Origin of the sequence: Sphingobacterium sp. lm-10 (assembly GCF_023554555.1) — a bacterium.
Classification (GTDB): Bacteria; Bacteroidota; Bacteroidia; order Sphingobacteriales; family Sphingobacteriaceae; genus Sphingobacterium.
Genome location: NZ_JAMJWC010000001.1, coordinates 1853591 through 1866085 on the forward strand (window position 1 = coordinate 1853591; position 12495 = coordinate 1866085).

Annotated in this window: 11 protein-coding genes; 4 read left to right on the plus strand and 7 right to left on the minus strand. The window is 41.7% G+C overall.

Going from position 1 to position 12495, the window contains the following annotated elements; genetic code table 11:
• Nucleotides 1–134: 134 nt before the first annotated feature.
• Nucleotides 135–2414, minus strand: a complete 2280-nt coding sequence (gene katG, locus M8998_RS07595; protein WP_249991948.1) for a catalase/peroxidase HPI — start codon at nt 2412–2414, stop codon at nt 135–137.
• 316 nt (nt 2415–2730) lie between these two features.
• Between katG and M8998_RS07600 the strand changes: the two genes are divergently transcribed.
• From M8998_RS07600 to M8998_RS07610, 3 genes are all read left to right on the plus strand, one after another.
• Nucleotides 2731–3864 carry an NYN domain-containing protein gene (locus tag M8998_RS07600; RefSeq protein ID WP_249991950.1) on the plus strand — a complete coding sequence of 378 codons (1134 nt, stop codon included), beginning with the start codon at nt 2731–2733 and terminating at the stop codon, nt 3862–3864.
• Between the two features lie 584 nt (nt 3865–4448).
• A complete protein-coding gene (locus tag M8998_RS07605) occupies nt 4449–5234 on the plus strand; it encodes a response regulator transcription factor (RefSeq protein WP_249991952.1) in 786 nt (261 codons plus the stop codon).
• Nucleotides 5235–5525: 291 nt separating this feature from the next.
• Entirely contained in the window at nt 5526–5882 is a 357-nt protein-coding gene (locus M8998_RS07610) for a diacylglycerol kinase (RefSeq protein WP_249991953.1), read from the plus strand.
• Here the strand turns inward: M8998_RS07610 and M8998_RS07615 are convergent.
• The 5 genes from M8998_RS07615 to M8998_RS07635 all read right to left on the minus strand — a co-directional run bounded on the left by M8998_RS07615 (nt 5877) and on the right by M8998_RS07635 (nt 11473).
• On the minus strand, nt 5877–7145 hold the full coding sequence (locus M8998_RS07615; protein ID WP_249991955.1) for a Glu/Leu/Phe/Val dehydrogenase dimerization domain-containing protein: 1269 nt from the start codon (nt 7143–7145) through the stop codon (nt 5877–5879). The two genes, M8998_RS07610 and M8998_RS07615, sit on opposite strands and share 6 nt — an antisense overlap.
• Before the next feature lie 9 nt (nt 7146–7154).
• A complete protein-coding gene (gene hppD / locus M8998_RS07620) occupies nt 7155–8282 on the minus strand; it encodes a 4-hydroxyphenylpyruvate dioxygenase (RefSeq protein ID WP_249991957.1) in 1128 nt (375 codons plus the stop codon).
• A gap of 306 nt (nt 8283–8588) precedes the next feature.
• Complete coding sequence (locus tag M8998_RS07625) at nt 8589–10346, minus strand: aromatic amino acid hydroxylase (RefSeq protein WP_249991959.1); 1758 nt, start codon at nt 10344–10346, stop codon at nt 8589–8591.
• Nucleotides 10347–10402: 56 nt separating this feature from the next.
• Nucleotides 10403–10882 (minus strand): glutathione peroxidase, encoded by a 480-nt coding sequence (locus M8998_RS07630; protein ID WP_249991961.1) that lies wholly within the window; start codon nt 10880–10882, stop codon nt 10403–10405.
• Between the two features lie 84 nt (nt 10883–10966).
• Complete coding sequence (locus M8998_RS07635; RefSeq protein WP_249991963.1) at nt 10967–11473, minus strand: pyridoxamine 5'-phosphate oxidase family protein; 507 nt, start codon at nt 11471–11473, stop codon at nt 10967–10969.
• A 118-nt stretch (nt 11474–11591) separates the two neighbouring features.
• On the opposite strand from M8998_RS07635, the gene M8998_RS07640 reads away from it, so the two are divergent.
• Complete coding sequence (locus tag M8998_RS07640; protein ID WP_249991964.1) at nt 11592–11879, plus strand: hypothetical protein; 288 nt, start codon at nt 11592–11594, stop codon at nt 11877–11879.
• Nucleotides 11880–11945: 66 nt separating this feature from the next.
• On the opposite strand, the gene M8998_RS07645 is transcribed toward M8998_RS07640, so the two are convergent.
• Nucleotides 11946–12425 (minus strand): copper resistance protein NlpE, encoded by a 480-nt coding sequence (locus M8998_RS07645; protein ID WP_249991966.1) that lies wholly within the window; start codon nt 12423–12425, stop codon nt 11946–11948.
• Nucleotides 12426–12495: the final 70 nt, after the last annotated feature.

Genomic DNA, 12495 nt, shown 5'->3' on the forward strand with positions numbered 1-12495 from the left:
TGTATTGCTAGAACAACAGCCAAACATTCCTAATTGTTCTCTTTAATATGCTACACTTTGAACCATAGCACCACACAAAAAAGGCGCGGAAAAAATAATCCGCGCCTTTATTAATCTACAAAATTGATACGGTTTTAATTAAAGCGATCCGCATTCATCACTTTAGTCCATGCTTTAGCGAAATCCTGCACAAATTTATCTTGTGCATCAGCGCTACCATATACTTCTGAAACAGCACGTAACTCGGCATTGGAGCCAAATACAAGATCGGCACGGCTGGCAGTCCATCGTACGTCACCGTTCGAGCGGTGACGCCCTTCGTAACGTTGCTTATCTCCTGAAAGGGCTTTCCATTCGGTACTCATATCCAACAAATTGACAAAGAAATCATTCGTGAGTTTGCCCGGATTTGCAGTAAATACACCGTCGGAATTACCATCATAATTAGCACCTAACACACGCAAACCTCCTACCAACACGGTTAGTTCTGGGCTGGTAAGCGTCAATAATTGCGCTCTATCAATCAATAGCTCTTCTGATGACACGCTGTATTGCTTAGGATGGTAGTTCCTAAAACCATCAGCAATAGGCTCCAGATAGCCGAAAGATTCGACATCCGTTTGCTCTTGCAGCGCATCCATACGGCCTGCGCGGAATGGAATTTGCAGAGAATGACCAGCGGCTAGTGCAGCTTGCTCCACACCAGCGTCGCCTGCTAGCACAATTAGATCTGCCAAAGATATCTTTTTGCCCTCCGACTGCGATTGTTGAAAGGATACTTGTATCTCTTCTAACTTCGCTAATACCTTTTGTAGTTGAGCAGGATTATTGACTTCCCAATCTTTTTGTGGCGCCAAGCGAATCCGCGCCCCATTAGCACCACCCCGCTTATCTGATCCACGAAAAGTAGAAGCCGAAGCCCAAGCTGTGCTAATCAATTCTGCCGCAGAAAGACCAGATTCCAAAACTTGCTTTTTGAGATTGGATACATCCTGATCATTGACCAATGGATGATCTATTTCTGGAATAGGATCTTGCCATAGTAACACTTCTTCTGGCACTTCTGGACCGAGATACAATTCGCGCGGTCCCATATCCCGGTGTGTCAACTTAAACCAGGCGCGAGAAAATGCCTCCGCAAACTCCTCTGGGTTTTCAAAAAATCTTCTAGAAATCTTCTCATATTCTGGATCAAAGCGCAGCGATAGATCGGTAGTTAACATCATTGGGGCATGTTTTTTACCTTCTATAAAAGCATCAGGAATACTATTTTCAGCATCTTTTGCTACCCATTGATGTGCGCCTGCGGGGCTTTTAGTCAACTCCCACTCAAAATTAAAAAGGTTTTCAAAAAAGTTGTTTCCCCATTTGGTTGGTGTCGTTGTCCAGGTTACTTCTAATCCACTGGTGATGGCATCACCTGCTTTACCCGATCCGAAGCTATTTTGCCAACCCAACCCTTGTAATTCTAATCCCGCAGCTTCCGGCTCTTTACCCACGTGATCATCTGCCGGTGCAGCACCATGTGTTTTCCCAAAGGTGTGGCCTCCTGCGATCAAGGCGACTGTTTCTTCATCATTCATCGCCATACGGCCAAAGGTATCACGAATATCTTTCGCTGCTAGAATAGGATCCGGATTACCATCTGGTCCTTCTGGATTTACATAAATTAAGCCCATCTGTACCGCAGCCAAAGGCTTCTCCAAATTGCGAGAGTGCACATCTCCATCGGCATCATCGTCTGATACCACGACGCCGTGCTGCTTCTCGGCGCCATCAGATCCATGTCCATAACGAAGATCGCCACCTAACCAGGTTGTTTCCGATCCCCAATATACATCCTCATCAGGCTCCCAAACATCTGCACGGCCACCAGCGAATCCAAAGGTTTTTAATCCCATAGACTCTAGTGCCACGTTCCCTGTTAAGATCAATAAATCTGCCCAGGAAATGTTACGCCCATATTTTTGCTTAATAGGCCATAGTAACCGACGTGCTTTATCCAAACTAACGTTATCTGGCCAACTGTTTAATGGTGCGAATCGTTGCTGCCCAGCTCCAGCACCACCACGCCCATCTCCTACACGATACGTACCTGCACTATGCCAGGCCATACGGATGAAAAGAGGACCATAATGACCAAAATCGGCTGGCCACCAATCCTGAGAATCTGTCATCAGCGCATGCAAATCTTGCTTCACGGACTCAAGATCCAGGCTGTTAAAAGCATCAGCGTAATTGAAATCCGGATCCATCGGATCGGAAAGCGTAGAATGCTGTCTTAAGATATTTAACTTTAATTGCTTTGGCCACCAGTCTCTGTTGTTTGTACCATTGCCACCGACCTCTTGTTTAATCGCTCCATTGCCATTATGAAATGGGCATTTCCCTAAATCGTTCGATTCTTTTTCCATTTTTATAACGTATGATTTAATATATTTTATTTAATAACCTCTTCAATCTTCATAAAGATATGATAATACGTAAATTAATGAAAATCAATTAACTCGATAATAACATAGTTAAAAACTATTAATTGACTATTTATACGCATCAAGATCTGCACAAATTCGTTGCCACAATGATACATCCAGATGTCTTTCATGATTAAGAAGTTAACCCTCTTCTTACTGCATCAGCAAGCTGATCCATTTATTGTATGACGAAGTTGCTTGCAGATTATCTCATTTACAATTACCTTTAATCGCATATATCTTTGAGCAGTACATCATGGCGGATCGCAGAGACCAAAAAATAGCAATGTTGATAGACGCAGACAATGTGTCTTACAAAAAAATAGAAGAAATTCTTAATGAGGTGAATCGCTACGGCATACCAACTATAAAAAGAATATATGGTGATTGGACGAGTCCATTTGTAGAGAACTGGAAACCCAGTTTATTAACACACGCTATCACACCCATACAGCAGTACAGCTACACGCATGGAAAGAATTCTACCGACTCAGCCCTTATTATTGATGCGATGGACATTCTACACCTGGACCGGGTAGATGGTTTCTGTATTGTATCCAGTGATAGTGACTTTACCCGATTGGCGACCCGGCTACGCGAATCCGGAAAACTGGTTATCGGTATTGGAGAACGTAAAACGCCAAAGCCGTTTATCGCTTCCTGTGATAAATTCATCTACGTAGAAATCCTCGACCATAAATCCGCTTCCAAGAAGAAAGCAACGGAAAACAATGTTCCTTCTACAGGTACTAAGACAAATCCTCGGCCTTCCGCAAAGGAAAGTAATCCGTTGGATGATGACACCCTGTTGTTATTGAAAGATACGGTAGATGATACCGCAGATGAAAGCGGATGGGCATTTCTTGGAGAAATAGGCAATTTACTGATTAAGCGCAAACCAGATTTTGATGCCCGAAATTATGGATTTGAAAAGATATCACATTTATTTAAATCTCGGACAGTAGACTTCGAGGTGGATGAGCGCACCACAGAAAAATCGAAGAATAAACTATATTATGTACGCAATATCCTAACGAACGAAACGCCAGCTGTCGACACAACACCTGTAATTGCAACTCCTGCAACGGAGCCAGCAGCAGATCAAGCTACGTTGCCTTCCCCGAGGAATAAGATTACGGCAGATGATGTACGGAAGAATCAAATTCGCATCACCAAAGACCTTAAGCCGCTCTTTCCAACGCGCACCCGTAAGATCACGATTATTATTCAAGACAAGTTTGAATGCACATTCTCTCATCGTAGAGATCGATCTGATGTATTAAATCTCGGAAAAGAGGCCGCTGCACAGCTGGGACTAGCAGAAGACACCACCTATTTGGTGCAGAGAATAAATGAAACGACGTATAAGTTATCCAAGGCAACAACTTAATCATGTTGGATGTTAAAAAAAGTTAAGCTAAGACGCTGATTGTACTATTTGAAGATTAGCTGCGTTCTATAGGCAGTAGTAATTTTTTCATAATAGGTTAATAATAGGTTAATAATTGGTTAGTTAGTTAGAAGTCCTGAAGTTCCCCACTTCAGGACTTCTTTTTTACAATACTATCCGCATTCAATGCCTATGCAATAATTTCTAATCTCTCCTCGCATATTCCATATCAGTATTATCACAAATAAAAAAATATTTTAAAATTCTCATAGCTGGCATAAATATTGTTTTATCTATCGTGTTTGGTTAATAATTGGTTTGTCGAAAGTCTTGAAACTCCCATTTCAAGACTTTCTTTTTTGTCTGACATATTCATTTTAAAATGGTCTCGATGTTATTCGGAGGCATTTGCAGGACTAAAGCTTAAATCATCCAATCATATCGATGCTATTTGTCACATTAAGTATCATAATGTAAATATTACCTCATAGGTTGATAAAACCCTGCCCCACCCTATTTCAGGATTTCCTTTTTTATTTGATATATTTGTTTTAGAGCTACCTTATAAATCTATGATAAATTCGATGAATCCTACTAAGGCCACCATCGTGATAGCCGACGACCATCAAGACATATTGGACTTTATCGCCGAAGATCTCGAAGAGCAATACCATGTGATAAAAGTAACGAACGGAAGGGAAGCCTTAGAATATGTACGGCTGCACCCTGTCGATCTCATTGTGAGTGATGTGATGATGCCCGTAATGGATGGTTATGAGTTTTGTACTGCAATAAAAGATGATCTATTATACAGTCATATTCCTTTTATCATGTTGACTGCCAAAAACAGTCTGCAATCGAAAATCGAAGGATTGGAATTTGGAGCTGATGCATACATAGAAAAACCTTTCTCGCCCAATTTTCTGCAAGCGCAGATCACAAGTTTACTACGTAATCGCAAATCATTGCGGGAGCATTATCATTCGGCTCCTTCTACACCGATTGAGATAGGAGCGCATACCAAAGGGGATCAAGTATTTCTAAAAAAACTAAATGCTTTAATCTTGGAAAATATGTCTGAGCAAAGTCTATGTGTAGATATGCTGGCCGAGCGGATGTGTATGAGTAGACCAACATTATATCGTAAGATAAAAGCACTTTCTGACCTATCACCAAATGAGCTAATCAATATTACCCGATTAAAGAAAGCTACCCAACTATTGACAAATCAGGAATATAAGGTATATGAAATTGCAAATAAATTAGGCTTTAGTACGCCATCTCACTTTACCAGAAACTTTCAAAAACAATTTGGTATCAGCCCTAAAGAATTTATATATAAAATGAAGCAATCCGCCAATGTTTCCTAATTTGGAATCTAGTATAGATTCTGCATGCGATAGAAAAGCCTTATTTCAATATTACTCATTAGTTATAAAAATTTGTAAATGTAAAAAATTTGTTATCATAAATTAATTATTTTATTTATAATGACTTAAACACTATCTTTATGTATTCATAATTTTAGGTTAATATTAGTTAGTTTAAAAGGCTTTTGATCCCCTGATCGGAGGCCTTTTTCTTTTACATTTAGCGTGATCTCTCGCTCTTGGTACAGAAATAGTGTATATATTAGTCATCAGCTTAAACCGATGAAAAATATGAAACGGCGAATCCGAAGTTTTCAATATGCATGGCAAGGAATACGCTCTGTATTCGCGAGAGAAACCAATGCGCAGATACATGTGCTGGCTACTGTTTTGGTATTAATAGCAGGTTATGTACTGAATATTGCTAATTGGGAATGGGCGGTGATCATATTATGCATCGGGCTGGTCATTAGTATGGAGTGCATTAATTCCGCGATCGAGTATCTGGCTAACTTCGTTTCTCCAGAAAGAAACGAACAGATAAAACAGGTAAAAGATGTAGCAGCTGCCGCTGTGCTGATTAGTGCACTGGCCGCAGCTGCTGTAGGCATCTTAGTCTTTGCTCCCAAGATTTGGGCATTCTTATAATTCCACCTTCACTAGCTGTTCAGACTCTGGAAAAGCTGGGACTAGCTGCTTCAAAGCTAATTCGTAGGCTTTAGACGACATTAATAGACCATCTGCCTGTTCTTTCCTGATAGCAGATAAAGCATTAAAGATCACATTGGACACATCTGAAAATATAGCATCATCGCTAATTTCAATATTTGGCTGCATGAGATACGAAAATACACGCGCCATGCCACAGTTAGCAATAAAATCTGGAATCACAGCGACCCTACTATCTGCAAATTCCATGACCGGACCATAAAATATCTCCCGATCAGCAAAAGGAACATTTGCTCCAGATGCGATAAGTTCCAGGCCATGCGCTATAAGTACTTCTACATTATCTTTTGAAACAAGACGTGATGCCGCCGCAGGCACGAATATTTCTGCCCCAACCTGCCATATTTCCTCGTTGATTTCTTCGAAAGGCCTAAGCTGGTCTGATGAAAGTACATTCCCATCACGATCTAAAAACAATTTCTCGATCTGCTCCATAGTAAAGCCTTCTGGATTGATAAGCCCTCCCACTCGATCAATAATACCCACTACACGAACGCCCATTCGTGCAAGATAGAATGCCGCAGAAGCAGCCACATTGCCCCATCCTTGAATTATTGCCCGCTTGCCTATACACGATCCATCGTACAACGAAAAGAAATGCTGAATAGATTCGGCTACGCCGTATCCCGTGATCATATCGGCTATTCTGTATTTACGTTTCAGATCAGGGCTGTACAAAGCATCTTCAATCACCTTAGAAACGCCGTACCGCAATTGGCCAATTTGATGAATGCGCGCATTTTCCCGCACATTAAAATGCCCGTGCAATACACCTTCCTGCGGATGCCACAATCCGTATTGCTCCGTAAGGGGAATTACATCATGGATCTCATCTACGTTGAGGTCTCCACCCGTACCATAGTAGGCTTTAAGTAAAGGTGTCACCACCTTAAACCATCGATCCAACACACCATAACGCCGAGGATCGGAAGGGTCGAAATTGATCCCAGACTTCGCGCCACCAATGGCGGGTCCGGAAACCGTAAACTTCACCTCCATTGTCTTTGCCAGGCCGACCACTTCGTGCCGATCCAGCCCCAAACGCATGCGCGTGCCACCACCGGCGGCACCACCGCGAAGTGAATTGATAACAATCCATCCCTCTGCTTCTGTTTCGGTATCCTTCCACTCAAAAACGATTTCGGGACATTTGTCCTCGAAAGTTGACAATAACCCTTTCATATCTTATAATTATAGATTACCACGCTTTTCCTGTTCCCGTTCGATCGCCTCAAAAAGTGCTTTGAAATTACCTGCACCAAAACTTTGTGCTCCTTTTCGCTGGATAATTTCATAAAATAAGGTTGGCCGGTCTTCTATTGGTTTGGTAAAGATCTGCAAGAGATAACCTTCCTCATCCCGGTCGACCATGATTCCTAAATCCTGAATGGTTTTCACTTCTTCTTCTATCGCGCCAACACGGTCTGGCAGCATATCGTAATAACTTTCTGGCGGAGCAGACAAGAACTCAACCCCTCGGGATTTCAGTTCCCGCACAGTAGACACAATATCATTGGTAGCCAATGCGGCATGTTGTACGCCCTCGCCTTCATAATAATCTAAGTATTCCTCAATCTGTGATTTCTTTTTACCTTCGGCAGGCTCGTTAATAGGAAATTTTACATAACCATTGCCATTGCTCATCACTTTACTCATCAGTGCAGAATATTCGGTATTGATCTGCTTATCATCAAAGGATAAAATATTCACAAACCCCATCACATCCTGATACCATTCTACTGTCGCGTTCATGCGATCCCAACCCACGTTGCCTACACAATGGTCGATATAGAGCAGTCCCGTTTCTTCTGGATTATAATCGCTTTTCCAAGTCTGAAACCCAGGCATAAAGGGCCCTTGGTAATTCTTGCGCTCGACAAACAAGTGAACAGTCTCCCCGTAGGTATAAATTCCTGCGGTTCGCACGACCCCATGCTCGTCGGATAGTTCCTGTGGTTCCTGATAGACGCGCGCTCCACGATTGACTGTTTCTTCGAAAGATTTGTAGGCATCGTCTACCCATAGCGCTAGAATTTTTACGCCATCGCCATGCTTCTTCACATGTTCTGATATGAGGTGGTCGGAATGTAGGGCAGTAGTGAGTACTAGTCGAATTTTATGCTGCTTTAAAACATAGGAACAGCGATCCCGAACTCCGGTTTCCGGCCCGGCATATGCTTCGGATTGAAAACCAAAGGCAGTTTTGTAAAAATGCGCTGCCTGTTTTGCATTGCCTACGTAAAATTCGATGTGATCTGTGCCATTGATCGGCAAAAAATCTGCAGCGTGCGAGATTTTTTCGGCAAATGATTGTGCCATAATAATGGATTTATAGTGAATTGGTGTATAGAAATTAGTGATTTACACTAAGAATACTTTGCTTAAGATAAGCGCTATCTGGTAAGAGAGCCAGACAAAGAAATTTTGTGATTAGTATTGTGCAAATACCAAATCTGCTAGCAATGCTTTGCGAAGCAAGGCTAAACCTAGCGAAAATAAGACAGCAGCTAATATGTGTGTACTGTTCATAAGTGGTTCATTCTTATCCAAATATAGCTAAGAGGAATCTAAAATACAAGTTTTAACCCCAAATTAACATCTCCATTGAAAAGAGAAATAGACTACCTACAACAAGATCTCCATTTCCTTATTTTTTGCTAAGCGAATGCCATCCGAAATGAGTTTTTTCCAAGATGGATTTGCCTTTGACAATACGTTTAGCTCACGCTCTATGGTAGTTGCGGCCTCTTTTTGGCAGTCGTCTACCGCTAGCTCCAATAATTCGATTAATGCCAACCAATTTTTAGACAACTCCTGATCATTTCCGTTATAAAAATGCTCAAGATCTATCCAATCACCCTTTTCGCGCATTATACGGATCTTCTCGTAAAGTTGTATTTTCTGATGCCTTTCCGTACTCTCCGCAGCGACGATCGTCTTATGTGCAGACATAGCTACCTTAGATTCAAAAGCAGTCTTATCGGCTGCACCAGAAAATACAGAAATGATTTTCTGCCCCACTGCCATATCGTATCTTCCCCATGTGGGTTCAAAATAGAGTTCTCCGCTAATTGTATCCTCTACAGTACAATCGCTGAAGCTCAGCAAACATAACTTTGATTCTTTAAAAACTTGATCAACTAATTGGCCGCGAACGGTTATGCCCGATTCTAAATGTAGCACAACAGAGTTCCCTGATATCCATCCGCGCTCTGCCAAATCCTTTGCACTACAATCTTCCAACTCAGTTTCCAATCCTACGACAGCACCAACCGGACTACCAAAACCATTCGGATGTGTCAACTTATCATGCCCTGATAACTGTTGATCGTCATATGCCAATGCAGTTGGGCCTTCCGTACGGATATATGATAGCATATCTGCTCGCCCAGATTTCTGAAATGTACCAGAAATCTGCAATCCTGAGCTGTACACGATCGTACAGGTATTCCCACTGGCAATTGCCTTATCAACACCGTGTTTCCCGCCGATTCTAAAAGCCATCGTATCCGCAAAGTCATCTAAAACTGCACGCAGATGTGCGAAATCTGGCGTTACAAATAATTGTGGTTGTGCCGTGGTAATATCGTATGTGTACTGCAAGGCTTCAATGGTATAATCGAGCTTAGGTATGCTGGGTTGCATGCAACTGGCACTCTCACCAATAGAAGATAACAGCCCTGCCCCATAAATTTTGGGATTTTCTACCGTTCCTATCAATCCATATTCTACCGTCCACCAATGTAACCTGCTCAGCAACGTCATCTCCGATGGTTCGCCCATATTTTGCTGAATATCCGCCAAGGATTTTTCTGCTGTTGCCAGTTCGTCGGAAGTAACATCTGTACGTTCCTTTAAAATGGACAATTGCCTAATCGCTTCATATAGCTGGAAATCCTGTGCTGAAAACATGGCCTTGCTACCAATCTCTCCAAAGTATTGTAAGTAATCGGCATATTCTGGTTCGCCGATAATTGGCGCATGGCCAGAAGACTCATGGATAATATCTGGAGCTGGCGTATATTCTATGTGTTCAAGCTGCCGTATATCCGCTGCAATCACCAAAACGCGATGTGCTTGAAATTCCATAAAGGCCGATGGCGGAATAAACCCATCCACGGTGACGGCTCCCCAGCCTATCTGCGACAGGCTATCATTCATTGCTTGCAAATCGGGAATACGCTCTATTGATAATCCCGCTTTGCGCAAACCAGGAATATAAGGGTAATAGGCTACATCTTTCAGATACGCATAGTTCTGTCGCATAACGTACCGCCACACTGCCTGATCTATAGAAGAATAGCGCGAGTAGCATTGTGGCACGACAAACTGTCTTAGATGTGTTGGTAATGCGTCCAACACCGGGTTATTATACGTCTCCATTTACAATCGGTTGAAAAACAAATCTACAGACTTTTTAACTCAATTGTAAATTAAGTTCATAAGAGTTTTTGTATCTCCGCTTCCAACGCCTGTGGTTTGGTAATCGGTGAAAATCTTTTAACAGGTTTTCCATTTTTATCTACTAGGAATTTGGTAAAATTCCATTTGATACGAGCACCCAAAAACCCAGATAGATTCTTTTTAAGGTATTGAAATATAGGATTTGTGTCGGCGCCATTCACATCTGACTTTGCCATCAGCTGAAAAGTGACCCCGTGATTAATTTGGCAAGTGGTCTCCATATTTTGGTCGGTTTCGGGTTCCTGATTACCAAATTGATCGCAAGGGAAGCCAAGTACAACCAACCCTCGCTTGCCATATTTTTGATGCAGCTTTTCTAAGCCCTCAAACTGGGGTGCTAGGCCACATTTAGTAGCTGTATTCACAATCAAAACCACTTGACCGCGTAAGCTGTCCATAGCCAGTGTCTCACCATTAGGCTTGTGGGCACTTAAATCATAAAATGTTTGCATCATCTTAATGGATAAGTAAAAGAGCCGGAAATCACAAAATAGTGACACGGCTCTTTTAAATTTAGAAATAAATGTCGGAAATATTCGCTAGATACTTAGATCTCCCTGGCGTCCTATGTCTTTCTTAGCGCCAGTCACTGCGCTCGCTGCTACTTTAAAAAAGGTAACGAGTTTATTAGACTTGTTATCCCAATAGTGCGCTTCACTGGGTGCTACACGTAATACGCGTATGCGCGGATCTTCTTTTCCTTTCTCAAACCATCCCTCGACCATTTTATTCCAATACTTATCGATTCGGCTTTGATCTCTTGACACTTCTGCATGTCCGTTGATACTTAGAAAGCTATAGTTGCTGACATCAGCATATAAAAGACTGACCTGATCATTTGCTTCGAGATGTGAATGTGTGTCACTTTCAGAAGAAAATAGAAACCAAATGTTTCCAGACTCATCGACTTCTTGGCGGCTCATCGGCACTGCATGTACATAACTACTTCCCGAAGGATAACTACCTAACATACCGATATCAATTTTATCGACCAATTCTTTTAGTTTATCTATAGCTTCTTGGTTGTGAAGATTTTCTGTACTCATATCAAATCTATTTGTTTGATATTACAACAACTGGCGTAGGCATTTGTTAGGTTGCATTTAAAAAAATCAAATACGGTAATTGGTTGTTTATCCTGTGTAAACTATAAACCTAGAAAACATGACGCAACAAGAAGCAATCAACAAAGGCAAAGCGTATTACCAGGATCGCGTAGCTGGCAATAGTATCGAGGAAGACAAAGGCTTTCACTTAGTAGATGAGAATGAGGAATTTTCTATTTTTTTGGATAATAATACCGCAGACGTAAGTGATCCTGCCCTATTATCAATAAGCGATGCCGATGGACACGAAAAATTCATGGAGCGGTATAAAAAAATTGAGGAAAATGCTTCCTACTGTGAAACGATCGGATCGAGCACATATAGAGTGTGTGCCATACCTAAATAATACTAACAAAAAAGATGGGGCTTTACCCCATCTTTTTTGTTAGTACAAATATTGAACTATTGTAAATTATTCGGTCGGTAGCTCCGCCTCCTTGATTTTCTTCAAAACATAGTGCTCAGCCAGAGCACCAGTTATCTCCTTCTCATCTTCACCCAGCTGTTTCAAATTATCTTTACCAACTTTGAATTTAGTATCGATAGTCGTACCCTTTAGGTGAGCCACTTTACCTCCGTCATGCCACATAATGCGCCCATTATCGTCCACTTTATAGTCGCTATCTGCGTAATCCTCTGTAATGCGAAACGTGTCGTTGCTATTTAATACTACCGTAGTTTTGATACCAGAGCAATCTGCACAAGGTAATACGCCTTCATACGTACCGGGCCATTCGCCCGTAGTTTCGGCGATTGGCGCTGCTCCCTCTTCTGAAGAAGTGGCTCCCATTGATTCTTCTGACGTAGCTGCGTCATTGGCTTTATCTGTATTAGACTGCCCGCATCCTGTTAAGACGGCTATTCCTATTAAGTAACTGAAGATGTATCTCATATCATTTGTTTTTCCTATGTGTTTTGCAAATTCCTTGCCATAATCTATAAATTCCTTTCCATAAGATAAA

Excerpts from the sequence above, each read along its gene's own strand:
- M8998_RS07645 (WP_249991966.1), bottom strand. The coding sequence starts at position 12,425 with ATGAGATACATCTTCAGTTACTTAATAGGAATAGCCGTCTTAACAGGA.
- M8998_RS07600 (WP_249991950.1), top strand. The coding sequence starts at position 2,731 with ATGGCGGATCGCAGAGACCAAAAAATAGCAATGTTGATAGACGCAGAC.
- M8998_RS07640 (WP_249991964.1), top strand. The coding sequence starts at position 11,592 with ATGACGCAACAAGAAGCAATCAACAAAGGCAAAGCGTATTACCAGGAT.
- hppD (WP_249991957.1), bottom strand. The coding sequence starts at position 8,282 with ATGGCACAATCATTTGCCGAAAAAATCTCGCACGCTGCAGATTTTTTG.
- M8998_RS07605 (WP_249991952.1), top strand. The coding sequence starts at position 4,449 with ATGAATCCTACTAAGGCCACCATCGTGATAGCCGACGACCATCAAGAC.
- M8998_RS07615 (WP_249991955.1), bottom strand. The coding sequence starts at position 7,145 with ATGAAAGGGTTATTGTCAACTTTCGAGGACAAATGTCCCGAAATCGTT.
- M8998_RS07630 (WP_249991961.1), bottom strand. The coding sequence starts at position 10,882 with ATGATGCAAACATTTTATGATTTAAGTGCCCACAAGCCTAATGGTGAG.
- M8998_RS07625 (WP_249991959.1), bottom strand. The coding sequence starts at position 10,346 with ATGGAGACGTATAATAACCCGGTGTTGGACGCATTACCAACACATCTA.
- M8998_RS07635 (WP_249991963.1), bottom strand. The coding sequence starts at position 11,473 with ATGAGTACAGAAAATCTTCACAACCAAGAAGCTATAGATAAACTAAAA.
- katG (WP_249991948.1), bottom strand. The coding sequence starts at position 2,414 with ATGGAAAAAGAATCGAACGATTTAGGGAAATGCCCATTTCATAATGGC.
- M8998_RS07610 (WP_249991953.1), top strand. The coding sequence starts at position 5,526 with ATGAAACGGCGAATCCGAAGTTTTCAATATGCATGGCAAGGAATACGC.